Source organism: Pseudomonas sp. NPDC089918, from assembly GCF_050280605.1.
Lineage (GTDB): Bacteria > Pseudomonadota > Gammaproteobacteria > Pseudomonadales > Pseudomonadaceae > Aquipseudomonas.
The window spans coordinates 1-15,926 of record NZ_JBNNVP010000046.1 but is presented as its reverse complement, the minus strand read 5'-3'; the positions used below and the strand labels follow the sequence as shown (position 1 = coordinate 15,926).

16 protein-coding genes are annotated in these 15,926 nt (G+C 58.8%); 9 read left to right on the top strand and 7 right to left on the bottom strand.

The annotated features are described in order from the left end of the window. Positions 1–6 precede the first annotated feature (6 nt). Positions 7–915, bottom strand: a complete 909-nt coding sequence (locus ACQKPC_RS25310) for a TIGR01777 family oxidoreductase (protein WP_427627129.1) — start codon at positions 913–915, stop codon at positions 7–9. 196 nt (positions 916–1,111) lie between these two features. Here ACQKPC_RS25310 and ACQKPC_RS25305 point away from each other — a divergent pair, with 196 nt between their 5' ends. The 6 genes from ACQKPC_RS25305 to ACQKPC_RS25280 all read left to right on the top strand — a co-directional run bounded on the left by ACQKPC_RS25305 (position 1,112) and on the right by ACQKPC_RS25280 (position 6,820). After that, a complete protein-coding gene (locus tag ACQKPC_RS25305) occupies positions 1,112–2,098 on the top strand; it encodes an NAD(P)/FAD-dependent oxidoreductase (RefSeq protein WP_007905831.1) in 987 nt (328 codons plus the stop codon). Positions 2,099–2,239: 141 nt separating this feature from the next. Then, positions 2,240–3,199: a YbgA family protein gene (locus ACQKPC_RS25300; RefSeq protein ID WP_427627127.1), complete on the top strand. Its 960-nt coding sequence runs from the start codon at positions 2,240–2,242 to the stop codon at positions 3,197–3,199. Then, complete coding sequence (locus ACQKPC_RS25295) at positions 3,199–4,140, top strand: MerR family transcriptional regulator (protein ID WP_427627125.1); 942 nt, start codon at positions 3,199–3,201, stop codon at positions 4,138–4,140. Before ACQKPC_RS25300 ends, ACQKPC_RS25295 begins: the two co-directional genes overlap by 1 nt. A 32-nt stretch (positions 4,141–4,172) precedes the next feature. Next, the gene (gene phrB / locus ACQKPC_RS25290) at positions 4,173–5,621 is read left to right on the top strand and encodes a deoxyribodipyrimidine photo-lyase (RefSeq protein WP_427627123.1); all 1,449 of its coding nucleotides are present in this window, start codon (positions 4,173–4,175) and stop codon (positions 5,619–5,621) included. A 56-nt stretch (positions 5,622–5,677) separates the two neighbouring features. Beyond that, entirely contained in the window at positions 5,678–6,454 is a 777-nt protein-coding gene (locus ACQKPC_RS25285) for an SDR family NAD(P)-dependent oxidoreductase (protein WP_427627121.1), read from the top strand. 60 nt (positions 6,455–6,514) lie between these two features. Beyond that, positions 6,515–6,820, top strand: coding sequence for a YkgJ family cysteine cluster protein (locus ACQKPC_RS25280; protein WP_063342543.1), 306 nt, complete (start codon positions 6,515–6,517; stop codon positions 6,818–6,820). A 136-nt stretch (positions 6,821–6,956) separates the two neighbouring features. Here the strand turns inward: ACQKPC_RS25280 and ACQKPC_RS25275 are convergent, their stop codons facing one another. The 6 genes from ACQKPC_RS25275 to hemA all read right to left on the bottom strand — a co-directional run bounded on the left by ACQKPC_RS25275 (position 6,957) and on the right by hemA (position 12,328). Then, positions 6,957–7,475, bottom strand: a complete 519-nt coding sequence (locus ACQKPC_RS25275) for an acyloxyacyl hydrolase (protein WP_427627119.1) — start codon at positions 7,473–7,475, stop codon at positions 6,957–6,959. A 120-nt stretch (positions 7,476–7,595) separates the two neighbouring features. Continuing rightward, positions 7,596–8,387, bottom strand: coding sequence for a glutamate racemase (gene murI / locus ACQKPC_RS25270; RefSeq protein WP_427627117.1), 792 nt, complete (start codon positions 8,385–8,387; stop codon positions 7,596–7,598). Next, positions 8,380–9,135, bottom strand: a complete 756-nt coding sequence (locus ACQKPC_RS25265; protein WP_427627115.1) for a molybdopterin-synthase adenylyltransferase MoeB — start codon at positions 9,133–9,135, stop codon at positions 8,380–8,382. Before ACQKPC_RS25265 ends, murI begins: the two co-directional genes overlap by 8 nt. Beyond that, entirely contained in the window at positions 9,129–9,959 is an 831-nt protein-coding gene (gene prmC, locus ACQKPC_RS25260) for a peptide chain release factor N(5)-glutamine methyltransferase (protein ID WP_427627113.1), read from the bottom strand. The genes ACQKPC_RS25265 and prmC overlap by 7 nt, the downstream gene beginning before the upstream one ends. Beyond that, on the bottom strand, positions 9,960–11,042 hold the full coding sequence (gene prfA / locus ACQKPC_RS25255; RefSeq protein ID WP_095051167.1) for a peptide chain release factor 1: 1,083 nt from the start codon (positions 11,040–11,042) through the stop codon (positions 9,960–9,962). It lies immediately after the preceding gene. Next, positions 11,039–12,328 carry a glutamyl-tRNA reductase gene (hemA, locus tag ACQKPC_RS25250; protein WP_427627110.1) on the bottom strand — a complete coding sequence of 430 codons (1,290 nt, stop codon included), beginning with the start codon at positions 12,326–12,328 and terminating at the stop codon, positions 11,039–11,041. The genes prfA and hemA overlap by 4 nt, the downstream gene beginning before the upstream one ends. A 235-nt stretch (positions 12,329–12,563) precedes the next feature. On the opposite strand from hemA, the gene ACQKPC_RS25245 reads away from it, so the two are divergent. The 3 genes from ACQKPC_RS25245 to ispE are packed head-to-tail and all read left to right on the top strand — an operon-like array spanning position 12,564 to position 15,764. After that, complete coding sequence (locus tag ACQKPC_RS25245) at positions 12,564–14,288, top strand: tetratricopeptide repeat protein (RefSeq protein WP_427627108.1); 1,725 nt, start codon at positions 12,564–12,566, stop codon at positions 14,286–14,288. Between the two features lie 4 nt (positions 14,289–14,292). Further along, on the top strand, positions 14,293–14,910 hold the full coding sequence (lolB, locus tag ACQKPC_RS25240; protein WP_427627107.1) for a lipoprotein insertase outer membrane protein LolB: 618 nt from the start codon (positions 14,293–14,295) through the stop codon (positions 14,908–14,910). 2 nt (positions 14,911–14,912) lie between these two features. Further along, on the top strand, positions 14,913–15,764 hold the full coding sequence (gene ispE, locus ACQKPC_RS25235; protein WP_123501319.1) for a 4-(cytidine 5'-diphospho)-2-C-methyl-D-erythritol kinase: 852 nt from the start codon (positions 14,913–14,915) through the stop codon (positions 15,762–15,764). Positions 15,765–15,926 lie beyond the last annotated feature (162 nt).

The window sequence follows — 15,926 nt, the reverse complement described above, 5'->3', positions numbered from 1 at the left end:
AACGTCCTATTTCTTAAGGCGGCTGGACACATCGTCCAACGCCGCGCGCAAATCAGTGAACTGGAAAGTGAAGCCCGCTTCCAGCAAGCGAGCCGGCATGGCCTTCTGGCCACCCAGCAGCAACAATGACAATTCGCCCAGGCCCACCTTCAACACGAGGGTTGGCATCGGCATGAACGCCGGACGATGCAACACGCTACCCAACGTTTGGGCGAATTCGCGATTGCGTACCGGCTTGGGCGCGCAGGCATTATATGGACCGCTGGCCTCATTGCGGTGCAGAAGAAAATCAATCAGGGCGATTTGATCCTTGATATGAATCCACGACATCCACTGCCGACCACTGCCCAGAGGCCCGCCCAGCCCCAGTTTGAACGGCAACAACAGCCGCGACAAAAAGCCGCCCTCGGCGGACAGCACCAGCCCGGTACGAATGAGGATCACGCGAATGCCCAAGGCTTCGGCGCGTTGCGCGGTTTCCTCCCAGGCGACGCACAACTGGCTGGCGAAATCATCAATGACCGGTGGAGATTCTTCAGTCAACTCCCGCTCACCGCCGTCGCCGTACCAACCGATCGCGGAGCCAGAAATCAATACCTGCGGTTTCTGCTCGCGGCTTTCGAACCAGGTCAGCAGGGTTTCGGTCAGGGTGATCCGGCTGCTCCACAACAACGCCTTGCGTTTGTGCGTCCAGAGCCGATCGGCAATCGGTGCGCCCGCGAGATTGATAATTGCATCCACCGGTTCTTGACCCAAGTCCTCAAGCCGTGCGATTCCACGTACCTGAGTGCCACAGACTTTGGCGACTTTTGCAGGCGTGCGACTCCAGACCGTCAGGCGATGTCCCTGGCTCAACCAGTGTCGGCAGAGTTGACGTCCTATCAAACCAGTACCGCCGGTCAGCAATATGTGCATGACATCTTCCTCGCGTGGCGTTTTACCCTGATCACTAGTCTATTTTTATAAGCAGGGATCTTTGGTATTGGGCAGGCTCTGTGCTTAACAATAGGCCAAGCTGTCAGAACGAGGACGCTAAAAGTTATACCAAAAAACAATATTGTACAGGTTTGAACCACGGCGTAGTCTGTACAGAAAGGTAAACGAGGCCCCTATGACTGTACCTATCGCAATCATCGGCACCGGCATCGCCGGACTCTCAGCCGCCCAGGCCCTGACGGAGGCCGGGCATGTCGTTCAACTTTTCGATAAAAGCCGCGGCAGTGGCGGACGCATGTCGAGCAAGCGCAGCGATGCGGGTGCTCTGGACATGGGCGCGCAATATTTCACTGCCCGCGACCGTCGCTTCGTCACCGAAGTCCAGCGCTGGCAAGCCAACGGCTGGGTCGCCGTATGGACGCCGCAGCTCTATACCTTTCACGGCGGCCAGCTCAGACCTTCGCCGGATGAACAGACACGCTGGGTCGGCACACCACGCATGAGCGCGATCACGCGCGGCCTGCTCGGTGATCTGGAAGTGCATTTCGCTTGCCGCATCACCGAGGTCTATCGCGGTGAAGAACATTGGCATCTGCAAGACGCCGAGGGCTTCACCCATGGCCCGTTCAGTCATGTTGTGATCGCCACGCCAGCCCCTCAGGCAACCGCGCTGCTGGCGGCCGCACCGAAACTCGCCGGAGCCGCCGCCGGGGTAAAAATGGAACCCACCTGGGCCGTCGCACTGGCGTTCGACACGCCACTGGAAACCGCCATCGAAGGTTGCTTCGTGCAGGACAGTCCGCTGGACTGGCTGGCGCGCAACCGCAGCAAACCAGGACGTGACACCACCCTCGATACTTGGGTGCTGCATGCCACCAGTGCCTGGAGCCGGCAGCATATCGACCTGCCCAAGGAAGCCGTTATCGAGCAATTGCACGGTGCTTTCGCCGAACTGCTGCACGATGCCATGCCTGCTCCGACCTTCAGCCTCGCTCACCGCTGGCTGTACGCCCGGCCGGCCAGCAGCCATGAATGGGGTGCCCTGGCTGATGCTGATCTGGGCCTGTATGTGTGCGGCGACTGGTGCCTGTCTGGGCGTGTCGAAGGTGCCTGGCTCAGTGGTCAGGAAGCAGCCCGCCGGCTGCATGAACACCTGCAGTGAATTGAATCGCTGCTGTCGACATGGGCAGCAGCACCGCAAAAAACCTATACAAAAACTTTGACTTGTACACCTTTGAATCTATGATGAAGTCATGTTGTACAGATCTAATAATCTGTACAGGTCTGGATTCGAGGCGCCCCGATGCCCCCTACAGCCATGAAACCCAAAATCGCCATCAGCGCTTGCCTGATGGGGGCCGAGGTGCGTTACAACGGTGGGCACAAGGCGTCACCTCTGTGCAGCCGCATCCTCTCTGACTATTTCGATTTCGTCCCGGTGTGCCCGGAAGTCGCCATTGGCCTGGGTATCCCTCGCGAGCCGATCCGCCTGGTCGGCAACCCCGAGCACCCGGAGGCTGTCGGCACCGTCCACCCTGAGATCAACGTCACCCGACCTCTGGCCGAGCACGGTCAAAAAATGGCGCTGGAGCTGGATGACATCTGCGGCTATATCTTCATGCAGAAATCCCCTTCGTGCGGGCTGGAACGGGTCAAGGTCTACCACACCAACGGCGCGCCAGTGGACGGCGGTAGCCGTGGTATCTACGCCCAAGCCTTCTGTGCATTGCATCCTGATTTACCGGTGGAAGAAGACGGCCGCCTCAACGACCCGGTGCTGCGGGAAAACTTCCTCACCCGCGTGTTCGCCTACCGCGCCTGGCAGCAATTGCTTCAAACAGGCCTGACCCGGCGCGGCCTCATTGACTTTCACTCGCGCTACAAATACCTGCTGATGGCCCACAACCCGGTGCAATACAAAACCCTGGGCAACTTGTTGGGCAACATGGGGCAAACCGATCCGCAAGTGCTCGGCCCACGCTATTTCAGCGAGCTGATGGCGGCCCTGAAAAAGTGCGCCACACGCCGCACCCACACCAACGTGCTGCAGCACCTCAGCGGTTATCTCAAGCAGGCCATCAGCACTGAAGATAAACAGGAAGTGCAGCACGTCATCGGCCAGTACCGCAGGGGCATCGTGCCGCTGGTGGTGCCATTGATGTTGCTCAAACACTACTTTCGCCAATACCCGGATCCGTACATTGCGCAACAGGTTTACCTGCAACCGCACCCGGAAAACCTCAGCCTGCGAAACGCGATTTAATGAAAAATCCACCGGATTCCAGCGCCAGCGAAGACCTCGGCACTGACTTCAAGAAGGCCTTGGACGCTGGTTGGCTGCCCATTCGTGAAGTGTCCCGGCAGACCGGAGTCAATGCTGTCACCTTGCGCGCCTGGGAACGGCGCTATGGGCTGATTGTGCCCCAGCGTACGCCCAAGGGGCACCGGCTGTTCTGTGCCGAACACGTGCAACGGATCCTGACGATCCTTACCTGGCTCAATCGCGGCGTGGCTGTCAGCCAGGTCAAACAATTGCTCGACACGCCACAGGAGCTTACCGACCCCATCGGGAACGATTGGCTGGTGCTGCGCCAGTCATTGCTGCAAGCGGTCACTCAGCTGGCCGAACGCACCCTCGATGACACGGTAAATCAAGCGATGGCGCTGTATCCGCCACGCACCTTGTGTGAACTATTGCTGATGCCGTTGCTGGCGGAACTGGAGCAACGCTGGCAAGGCCAGTTCGGCGCTCAGATGGAGCGGGTGTTTGTTTTTTCCTGGTTGCGCAGCAAATTCGGCGCGAGGATCTACCATAACAACCGTCAGTTGCGCACCGCGCCGCTGTTGCTGATCAATTACTCGGACCTGCCACTGGAGCCTTATCTGTGGCTCACCGCCTGGCTGATCAGCAGCGTCGATTGTCCGGTAGAAGTCTTCGACTGGCCGCTCCCCGCTGGCGAACTTGCGCTGGCGGTCGATCACCTGCAAGCCCGCGGCGTACTGCTGTATTCCAGCAAAGCCATGAATCTTTCACAGCTGACGAAACTTTTGAATGGCGTCAGCTGCCCAAAAATGATTGCCGGGGCAACGGTGTGCATCCACCACACCGAGTTATCCGCAAGAACCGCCGCCATTGCTGACTTGTCCCTGGCCGAAGACCCATTATCGGCTCATCAGGGCCTGATTCAGCGCGGGCTCATTTAATGGCGTATTTCAATGATCGTGCGGATACCACCATGCAATTGATCTGGCTGCGCAGCGACTTGCGTCTACACGACAACACCGCCCTCTCGGCCGCTGCAGCCCGCGGCCCGAGTGTGGCGGTGTATTTGCTGAGTCCGCAGCAATGGCTGGCGCATGACGACGCGCCGTGCAAAGTGGATTTCTGGCTGCGCAACCTGAGCGAATTACGTCATGCGCTGGGCGCCCTGAACATCCCGCTGCTGATTCGCAAGGCGTCCCGTTGGGATGATGCACCGAAGGTCTTGCTCGAGTTGTGCCAGCAATTGAAGATCGGCGCAGTGCACGTCAACGAAGAGTACGGCATTCATGAAACCCGTCGTGATGCCGCGGTGGCCCAAATCCTGAAAGCCCAAGGCATCGACTTTTACCGCTACCTCGATCAACTGCTGTTCAAGCCTGGCACCGTGCTGACCAGAACCGGCACCTATTTCCAGGTCTTCAGCCAGTTCCGCAAGGTCTGCTACGAACGCTTGCATGCATCATTGCCGAGATTGGTTACCGCCCCCGCCATCCAGGCGCCGCTGGGTATCGCCATTGACGAACCGCCCTCTCGTGTCGAGGGCTTCGACACGCCCAGCGACAGTTTGCGTGCTCTCTGGCCGGCCGGCGAAACTGAAGCCCGACGCCGCCTCGAGACTTTTATCGACACACAGATCGACTATTACCACAGCGAGCGTGATTTCCCGGCAAAACCCGGCACCAGCCAGCTCTCGGCCTATCTCACCGCCGGGGTCATCTCCCCTCGCCAGTGTCTGCACGCCGCGTTGCAAAGCAACCAGGGGGAATTCGAAAGCGGCAAGGTCGGTGCCGTCACCTGGATCAACGAGTTGCTGTGGCGAGAATTCTACAAACACATTCTGGTGGGCTACCCACGGGTTTCCCGGCACCGCGCCTTTCGCCCGGAAACCGAAGCCCTCGCCTGGCGTGACGCCCCGAAAGACCTCAAGGCCTGGCAACAAGGCCGTACCGGCTTGCCGATCATCGATGCCGCCATGCGCCAATTGCTGGAAACCGGCTGGATGCACAACCGTTTGCGCATGGTCGTGGCAATGTTCCTGACCAAAAACCTGCTGATCGACTGGCGTGAAGGCGAGCGTTTCTTCATGCGGCATCTGATTGACGGCGATCTGGCGGCGAACAACGGTGGCTGGCAGTGGAGTTCGTCCACCGGCACCGATTCGGCACCCTACTTTCGCATTTTCAACCCCCTGAGCCAGTCGGAAAAATTCGACGCCGAAGGGGTTTTCATCAAACATTGGTTGCCGCAGATCAACGAAATGAATAAAAAAGACCTGCACAATCCCGCGAGACTCGACGGATTATTCGGTGTGACGGATTATCCATCGCCGATTGTCAACCTGAGCACTTCCCGCGAACGGGCCTTGGCCGCGTTCAAGAACCTGCCGTCGCGACAGGGGTTATCGCCACCGGAATCACCTTGATAGCGCAGTTTTACGTATGAACATGGGATTGAATCAGGAAGATAAAGGAGATTGAGATGAGTCGTACACCTCCAAGGCGATACTGGTTGACCGGCGCCAGCAACGGTATTGGTGCCGCGTTGGCCGAAGAAATACTGAAAAGCGGTGCCCACCTGGCCGTCAGCTCCCGCTCATTGGCGCCATTGAAAGCCTTATCTCAGCGTTATCCCGGGCAAGTGTTGGTGGTTGCCGGTGATTTGACCAACAGCCAACGGGTGCGCGAAATCGGCGAGCAGATTGCCAATGAATGGGGCTCTCTGGACACCATGATTCTCAACGCGGGCACCTGCGAATACGTCGACACCAATCAATTCGACTCATCAGTCATCGAGCACATCGTGCGCACCAACCTGCTTGCCAGCAGCTATTGCATCGAAGCCGCCCGCCCCCTGCTGCGAGCGGGCACTGCGCCGCATCTGGTGGCCCTGGCCAGCTCGGTGACCTACCTGCCTCTGCCACGCGCCGAAGCCTATAGCGATTCAAAGCCCGGATTGCGTCACCTTTTCGAATCCTTGCGCATCGACGTGGCGCCGGAAAACATCGAAATGACCGTAGTCAGCCCAGGACTTATCGATATCCCCCTGAGCAACGAGGTTTCACAACACCTCGATTGGTCGGCGGACAAAGCTGCGCGGTACCTCTTCGACCTGCTCAAGCATCGGCCACTGGAGCTCCCTTTACCGGAACTGCTCATGCCTGTCCTTTGGCCCCTACCGCAAAATCCCGGCCAGAAGGGACTGGAAATCGGCAAACGCATGGAGCGAAGCAATCCGCCAATCGAAGATCTGCCGTGAAGCCCGAGCGTCTGTCAGGCCTTTCACACAGCGCGGTCCCACTGGCTTACACTGCGCGCCATGAAAACTATTCCCCATACGCAAATCGCCGAACCGGCGGTCACCTGCTCGACCTGCGCGGCCTGCTGCTGCCAGCTTGAAGTCATGTTGATCACCGACACCGGCGTGCCCGAGCGTTTTATCGATACCGATGATTGGGGCGGGGAAGTCATGCTGCGACTGGATGACGGCTGGTGCGCCGCGCTGGATCGCGACAGCATGATGTGCACCATCTACGAAAAACGTCCGCTGATTTGCCGGGAGTTCGAAATGGGCGCACCGGAATGCATCACCGAACGCCAGGGGATTGCGACGGCGTATCGGTGAGCGAATACAGCAGGCCATGAAGATCCAATGTGGGAGCGGGCTTGCTCGCGAAAGCGGATTGTCAGTCAACATCAATGTTGAATGTTAAATCGCATTCGCGAGCAAGCCCGCTCCCACATTAAAAGTGCAGTAATGCTTACAACGGCATCGTGTAATGCAGCGAATAACTCTCTACACCATCGTTCGGGCTGCTGATCCCGGCATTGGAATAGTGCGTGGCGCGAATCCCGACTTCATGTCCGCCGGTAAAGCGCAGACCAAACCCGAAACGATCTTCGAACTGAAAGGCCCCGCCAAGTTTGTTGTCTTCGACTTCAGTGTTGGCAAACACCGCGATACCGATACCCGCTTCAACGTAGGGTTTGATGGTCTCACCGGCAAACTCATACACCAGTACCGGCGAGAACGACACACTGTGATTGCTCGACGTTTCATCGCCCTCCCAGTAGGTGTAAGCGCCGCTCCAATAACCGGTCAAGCGACCGATATCACTCTGCAGCCAACTCTTGTCCCAGTCGAATTGCATGCCCAGTCGGTAAGTCATGGTCGAATCGCTGGTCTGGCCGACCCCGAACTCCACCCCTGCTGCCTGCGCGGTAAAACTGTGCCCCATCAATGCGGTCGCAATCGCGGCCAAGCAGAATAGTCGCTTCATTAGAAACATCCTTTTCCGAACAATTTCGTATGGTTTTTATGCTGTCCAACAGACAAAGCTATAGAAGTTGAAGCTTGATCAGAAGTTCAGCTCAATTATTCGTTTCTTTATATTTTTTATCTACAAGTCGAAGCTTTGCACAACACCCGTCGAATGCCACAAAACCGGCAAGATATTTCTGAAATGTTCCGGATCCGCACTCGACCAGAACCGGGTAGCGCGAGCAGGTCCCTCGGCCAGCAACTCACGCTCGGCCAACAATCGTTGAAGCTGCCGTGCCACAGCGGCACCGGTATCGATCAGGCTGATGTTCTGGGGGATCATCTGCTTAAGCAGCGGCTTTAGAAAGGGATAATGCGTGCAGCCAAGAATGATCGTGTCTGCCCCGGCAGCCAGCAGCGGATCGACATACCCCTGCAGCAACTGACGCAATGCCTCGCTGTGCAAATCGCCATTTTCAATCAGCTCCACCAGTCCGGGGCATGGCTGGGTGATGACTCGCACATCGGCGGCGAAACGGTCGAGCAAGGCGGCGAACTTCGCACTCTGTAAAGTGCCGGTGGTGGCGAGTACGCCAACTACACCACTGCGCGTCGCCGCAGCCGCCGGTTTGACCGCGGGCTCCATACCGACGATGGGCCACTCGGGGAAATCGCGCCGCAAGTCCGCAACGCCTGCGACGGTCGCGGTGTTGCAAGCGAGCACCAGTGCCTTGGCGCCCTGCTGCTGAAAGAACTGCGCCATGACACTGCAACGCTGACTGATGAATGCCGGTGATTTCTCACCGTAGGGAATATTCCCGCAATCGCCGAGGTACAAAAGAGACTCGTTGGGCAGCAACTGCTGGATCTCGGCCAGCACAGAAAGTCCACCGACGCCGGAATCGAATACAGCAATCGGCGCTTCACGCATGGCTTGACCCGCAGACGCTGCAGCCTGGATCACGCTTGACCCGCAATTCACGGAAGCGCGTGCCCAAGGCATCGATCAATAACAGGCGCCCCACCAGCGGTTCGCCGAACCCCACCAGCAACTTCAGCGCTTCGAGGGCTTGCAGGCTACCGACCAGGCCCACCAGCGGACCGAGTACGCCGGCCTCGCTGCAAGTCAGCTCGGCTTCGCTGCCGTGCCCGTATAAACAGTGGTAGCAAGGGCTTTCCGGACGACGGGAGTCGAAGACCGACAATTGCCCTTCCAGCCGAATCGCCGCACCGCTGACCAGCGGTTTGCGCGCAGCCACACACGCGGCGTTGACCGCTTCGCGGGTGGAAAAATTATCGGAACAGTCCAGCACCAGATCCACCGCTGCAACGGCCGCCGCCAGGGAGTCTTCATCCAGGGCGGTGCGATGGGCAATAAGCTTAAGCTCGGGATTGATCGCGGTCAGGCGCCGGGTCGCTGAATCGACCTTGCTCAGGCCGACGCTGTCGGTGTCGTGAACGATCTGACGTTGCAGATTGGTCAGATCGACCGTGTCGAAGTCCGCCAGATGCAACTCACCGACACCGGCCGCCGCCAGGTACAGCGCCACCGGCGAGCCAAGACCGCCGAGACCAACAATCAGCACACGGCTTTCCTTGAGTCGTAGCTGGCCGTCGATGTCGACGTGTTGCAGCAGAATCTGCCGGCTATAGCGCAATAATTCCTGATCATTCAGCACGGCAAGCGCCCCAGACTGATGCGTTCGTGACCGCCCAGATCGGTGCGGCTGTGGACCTCTGCAAAGCCGCGGGTCAGCAGCAAATCGCGCACGGCCTCGGCTTGATCGTAACCGTGTTCGAGCATCAACCAGCCACCTGCCTCAAGATGATCCGGTGCCTGATCGACGATCAGACGTAAATCGTCGAGCCCATCGACGCCGGCCACCAGGGCACTGGCCGGTTCGAAGCGCACGTCGCCCTCCGCCAGATGCGGATCGGTCGAAGCAATGTAGGGCGGATTGCTGATGATCAATTGAAAGCGCTGGCCTTCCAAAGCGCTGAACCAATGGCTACTCAGCACTGTGGCGTTGTTCAGGTGCAGCCGCTGGCGATTGCGCTCGGCCAGGGCCACGGCTTCCAGCACGCGATCCACGGCGGTGACTTTCCAGGCCGGACGCTCGCTGGCCAGCGCCAGGGCAATGGCGCCGCTGCCGGTGCCCAAATCGAGCACCAAGGCCTGTGTGGCCGGCAACAGTTCCAGCGCGGTTTCTACCAGCAATTCGGTGTCGGGACGCGGAATCAGCGTGTGAGGCGCGACTTCCAGGTCGAGTTTCCAGAAGCCCTGCTGCCCCAGAATGTAAGCCACCGGCTCACCGCTACGGCGGCGCTGCAGGTACTCGGCAAACTTCAGGGCTGCTTCGCTCGGGACGATACGCTCAGGCCAGGTGTGCAGAAAGCTGCGGGATTTACCCAAGGCAGCCGCCAGCAGCAATTCGGCATCCAGACGCGCGGTGGGCGAGTCGGGCAAATCAGCGGCGCGCAACAAACTGGCAATGATCGTCATTTACTCACCTATCGCTGCCAATTGGTCGGCCTGGTACTCGGCCAACAGCGGTTCGATCACCGCATCCACGCCACCGGCGAGAATTTCGTCGAGCGAATACAGCGTCAGGTTGACCCGGTGGTCGGTGACCCGGCCCTGGGCAAAGTTATAGGTGCGAATACGCTCGGAACGATCGCCGGAACCTACCAGTAATTTACGCTCGCTAGCGATGGCGTTCGCGGCGGCGCTGGTCTGCTGGTCGTTGAGCTTGGCCGACAGCCAGGACATCGCCCGGGCGCGGTTCTTGTGCTGGGAACGTTCTTCCTGGCACTCGACGACAATACCGGACGGCAAGTGCGTGATACGGATTGCCGAATCGGTCTTGTTGACGTGCTGACCACCGGCACCGGAGGAGCGATAGGTGTCGACCCGCAGATCCGCCGGATTGATCTCGATCGCTTCCTGCTCGTCCGGCTCGGGCAACACGGCCACGGTGCAAGCCGAGGTGTGAATGCGGCCCTGGGATTCAGTGGCCGGAACCCGCTGTACGCGATGCGCGCCGGATTCGAATTTCAGCTTGCCGTAAACGTTCTCGCCTTCGACCCGGGCAATGACTTCTTTATAGCCGCCGTGTTCGCCTTCATTCTCCGAGAGAATCTCTACTCGCCAGCCACGTCGCTCGGCGTAACGCGAATACATGCGGAACAGGTCGCCGGAGAAAATCGCTGCTTCGTCACCGCCGGTGCCGGCACGGATTTCGAGGAATACGTTGCGCCCGTCGTTCGGGTCTTTGGGCAGCAGCATGCGTTGCAGTTGGGCTTCGATTTCGATCAGCTGCTCTTTGGCTTCGCGGACTTCTTCCACAGCCATTTCGCGCATGTCCGGATCGCTGTCCTTGAGCAGCGCCTGAGCCCCTTCGAGGTCACCCTGCACTTTAAGCAGCTGTTTATAGGTGCCAACGATCGGCTCGACTTCCGCGTATTCCTTGGAATAGGTACGGAACTTGTTTTGATCGGAAATGACCTCGCCGTCGCCAAGCAGGGCGGTCAATTCCTCGAAACGGTCCTGGAGGATGTCCAGCTTATTGAGCAGTGACGCTTTCATTGCGGTTTCTTATCCGAAAAGCTATCCGATGAGCCCTCACCGAGGGCAAAGAGTTCCTGGGCCATGGCCAGCGCATCGAGGCGGCCTTCGGCAGAGAGCTTTTTCAACTGCACGCTCGGTGCGTGCAAGAGTTTATTGGTCAGGCTGCGGGCCAGTTGCACCAGCACGTCTTCAGCGCTGCTGCCATTGGCGAGCATGCGCTGGGCTTTGTGCAATTCTTCGTCGCGCATGCGCTCGCTTTGTTGACGATAGGCCTTGAGCACATCCACCGCCGCCAGTTCGCGCAGGCGAACCATGAAATCTTCGGCACCGACCGACACCATCTCTTCGGCGGCTTGGGCTGCGCCCTGACGGCTCTTGAGGTTTTCGGCGACCACTTCGTGGAGATCGTCGACGCTATACAGGTAAACGTCGTCCAACTCGCCGACTTCCGGCTCGATATCCCGAGGAACGGCGATATCCACCATGAAAATCGGCTTGTGCTTGCGCAATTTCAAGGCACTTTCCACCGCCCCTTTACCGAGAATCGGCAACTGGCTGGCGGTGGAACTGATGACGATGTCGCTGCGCACCAGTTCTGCCGGGATGTCCGAGAGCAGCACTGCGTGGGCGCCGAACTGCTCGGCCAGGATGCTCGCGCGCTCCAGGGTGCGGTTGGCGACCACGATTCGCTTGACCCCCAGCTCATGCAGATGGCGGGCGACCAGGGTGATAGTCTCACCGGCGCCGATCAGCAAAGCCTGGCTGCGTTGCAAATCACTGAAAATCTGTTTCGCCAGGCTGACCGCGGCAAACGCCACGGACACCGGGTTTTCGCCGATGGCGGTGTCGGTCCGCACCTGTTTGGCCGCATTGAATGTGGCCTGGAACAGCCGCCCGAGCAGCGGACCGATGGTGCCGGCCTCGCGAGCGACAGCGTAGGCCGATTTCATTTGTCCGAGAATCTGCGGTTCACCCAACACCAGCGAATCGAGCCCGGAGGCAACCCGCATCATGTGACGAACTGCCGCATCATCTTCATGCACATAAGCGCACGCACGCAGCTCATCGAGGCTCAAATGATGATAATCGGCCAGCCAGCGCAATATGATGTCAGCCGAAAGGTGATCCTGTTCTATATACAGTTCACTGCGATTGCAGGTGGAGAGGATCGCAGCTTCGCGGCTGTCGGTGAGTCGGCAGAGCTGCTGCAAGGCCTCAACCAGCTGCTCAGGGGTAAAGGCCACGCGCTCGCGGACGTCTACTGAAGCAGTCTTGTGGTTAATACCGAGTGCAAGGAAGGCCATTCAAGGTCGCTGATGGTGACGTGAAGCCGACAATTGTCCTACTTCGACAGAGCCAGAACAACCACTCGATATCTATCGCGCCCGCAAGAGCTGCCAAAGGCTGCGATCCGTTCTCGTTTACAAGGGCGCCGGGCCTGCGGGGATTGCCCGCGCGGGTAAATTGGCCGGGCGGTTATGTTTGACCCAAGGCTTGTGTCATGATGATCCGACCGCAGGTTAGTCGTCCTTTTCCTATATGAATAGATCTTCCGCGTTGCTCCTCGCTTTAGTCTTCCTCAGCGGCTGCCAGGCCTTGGCGCCCGTTTCATCGGACGGTACGCCGCCGGTCGAAGACAGCACTCCGCCCCCTGAAAAGCCCAAGGTTTACAGCTCGTTCAGCGAAGAAACCATCTTCAGCCTGTTGAGCGCCGAACTCGCTGGCCAGCGCAATCGTTACGACATTGCCCTGGACAACTACGTGACCCAGGCCATCAATACCCAGGATCCGGGCATCTCCGAGCGGGCATTTCGCATTGCCGAGTATCTGGGTGCCGATCAGGCTGCCCTCGACACCGCACTGGTCTGGGCCAAAAACGCCCCGGACGATCTCGAGGCGCAACGGGCGGCTGCCGTGCAACTCGCCCGCGCCGGGCGTTACGACGACTCCATGGTCTATATGGAGAAAGTCCTGCAAGGCAAAGGCGACACGCATTTCGATTTCCTCGCCCTGTCCGCAGCCGATACCGACCAAGAAACTCGCAACGGTCTGATGAAAGGTTTTGACCGCTTGCTGCAGCGCCATCCGCACAACAACCAGCTGATTTTTGGCAAGGCCTTGTTGCTGCAACAGGACGGCGATGCCAAGGGCGCCCTGACCCTGCTCGAAGACAATCCGCCTGACGAGGGCGAAATAGCGCCGATCCTGCTGCGCGCGCGCCTGCTGCAAGGGCTCAACCGTGGCGATGAAGCCTTGCCGCTGCTGCAAAAAAGCATCAAGAAGTACCCGGACGACAAACGCCTGCGCCTGACTTACGCGCGCATGCTGGTTGAACAGGACCGCATGGACGACGCCAAGGTCGAGTTCTCGAGCCTGGTGCAGCAATACCCCGAAGACGACGAATTGCGTTATTCCCTGGCACTGGTCTGCCTGGAAGCCAAAGCCTGGGACGAAGCCAAAGGCTACCTGGAAGATTTGATCGCCCGGGAAAGCCATGTCGACTCGGCACACTTGAACCTGGGGCGCATTGCCGAAGAGCGTAACGACCCGCAGGGCGCATTGATTGAATACGCCCAGGTCGGGCCGGGCAACGATTACCTGCCGGCGCAATTGCGTCAGGCCGATATTCTGATGAACAACGGCAAGACCGCCGAAGCCCAAAGCCGTCTGGCAGCGGAGCGCGGCGAGCAACCTGATTACGCGATCCAGTTGTATCTGATCGAAGCCGAAACCTTGTCCGCCAACAAACAGGGCGACAAGGCCTGGAAAGTCTTGCAGCAAGCCCTGCAGCAATACCCGGACGACCTGAATCTGCTGTATACCCGGGCCATGCTGGCAGAAAAACGCAATGACCTGGCGCAGATGGAAAAAGATCTGCGACTGATCATCAAGCGCGATCCGAACAACGCGATGGCGTTGAACGCCCTCGGCTACACCCTGTCCGACCGCACCACACGCTACGCCGAAGCCAAGGCCTTGATCGAACAGGCGCACCAGATCAACCCTGAAGACCCGGCCGTCCTGGACAGCCTCGGATGGGTCAATTTCCGCCTGGGCAACCTCGATGAAGCCGAGCGCTATTTGCGCCAGGCGCTGGAGCGCTTCCCCGATCAGGAAGTTGCCGCGCACCTGGGCGAAGTCCTGTGGGCCAACGGCAAACAACGCGAAGCCAAGCAAATCTGGAGCAAGTTCCTCAAGGAACAACCCGACAGCCCTACCCTGCGCGGCACCATCAAACGCCTGACCGGATCAGAGACTCTTTAAAATTATGTTTTTGCGCCACCTCATTATTTTCAGCTTCATCGCCCTGCTCGCCGGTTGCGCGGGCTTCGTTGCCCGCGAATCGGTCCAGGGTCAAGGCAACAAGGCCCAATGGCGCGAGCACAAACAGCAACTGACCGCCCTCGATGGCTGGCAGATCAACGGCAAAATCGGCATCCGCGCGCCAAAAGATTCGGGCAGCGGCACGTTGTTCTGGCTGCAACGCCAGGATTACTACGACATCCGTCTCTCCGGCCCGCTGGGTCGTGGCGCGGCCCGCTTGACCGGTCGCCCGGGCAAAGTCTCGCTGGAAGTGGCCAATCAGGGCCGCTATGACGCGCCGACCCCGGAAGCCCTGGTTGAAGAACAACTGGGCTGGAAATTGCCGGTATCCCACCTGGCATGGTGGGTTCGCGGGCTCCCGGCCCCGGACAGCAAAAGTCGCCTGACCCTCGACGTCGACAGCCGTCTGGCCAATCTCGAACAGGATGGCTGGCAGGTCGAGTACCTCAGTTATGCCGAGCAAAACGGCTACTGGCTGCCCGAGCGGATCAAACTGCATGGCACCGACCTTGATGTCACGTTGGTGATCAAGGAATGGCAACCACGCAAACTGGGGCAGTGAACATGACTGCGCCACGCCTGACATTGCCCTCGCCCGCCAAGCTCAACTTGATGCTGCACATCCTCGGTCGTCGCGAAGACGGTTACCACGAGTTGCAGACGATTTTTCAGTTCCTCGATTACGGCGATGAAATCACCTTCGCCGTTCGCGACGATGGCGTGATTCGGTTGCACACCGAATTCGCCGACGTCCCTCACGACAGCAACCTGATCGTCAAAGCCGCAAAAAAACTTCAGGCGCAATCCGGTTGTTCGCTGGGTGTCGACATCTGGATCGAAAAAATCCTGCCCATGGGCGGTGGAATCGGTGGCGGCAGTTCGAATGCGGCAACCACGTTGCTGGGCCTCAATCATCTTTGGCAACTGGGTTGGGATGAGGATCGACTGGCCGCGCTGGGCCTTACGCTTGGCGCCGACGTCCCGGTTTTCGTGCGTGGGCACGCGGCTTTCGCCGAGGGTGTGGGGGAAAAACTCACCCCTGTAGAGCCCGAAGAACCGTGGTATCTCGTACTGGTGCCGCAAGTATCTGTAAGTACAGCAGAAATTTTTTCAGATCCACTGTTGACACGTAACACTCCTCCCATTAAAGTGCGCCCCGTTCCCAAGGGAAACAGTCGAAATGACTGCTTGCCGGTGGTAGCAAGGCGTTATCCAGATGTACGTAACGCATTGAATTTGTTAGGTAAATTTACCGAAGCAAAACTCACCGGAACTGGAAGTTGTGTGTTTGGGGGCTTCCCAAGCAAAGCTGAAGCTGATAAAGTCTCGGCCCTTCTGACAGAGACCCTTACAGGGTTTGTAGCAAAAGGAAGCAACGTTTCGATGTTGCATCGCAAGCTGCAAAGTCTGCTCTAAAAGGAATCGGGTACTGGGTACTCGTTGCAACAGATACAGGGGCGTCGCCAAGCGGTAAGGCAGCAGGCCGGCGCTTCGATCATCATGTGCTCGCCGTGCTGCCACAAACAGATCCGCCTGCAGATCCAGAGCCCGGCGCTGCTCAAGCCGATGTTGCAATAC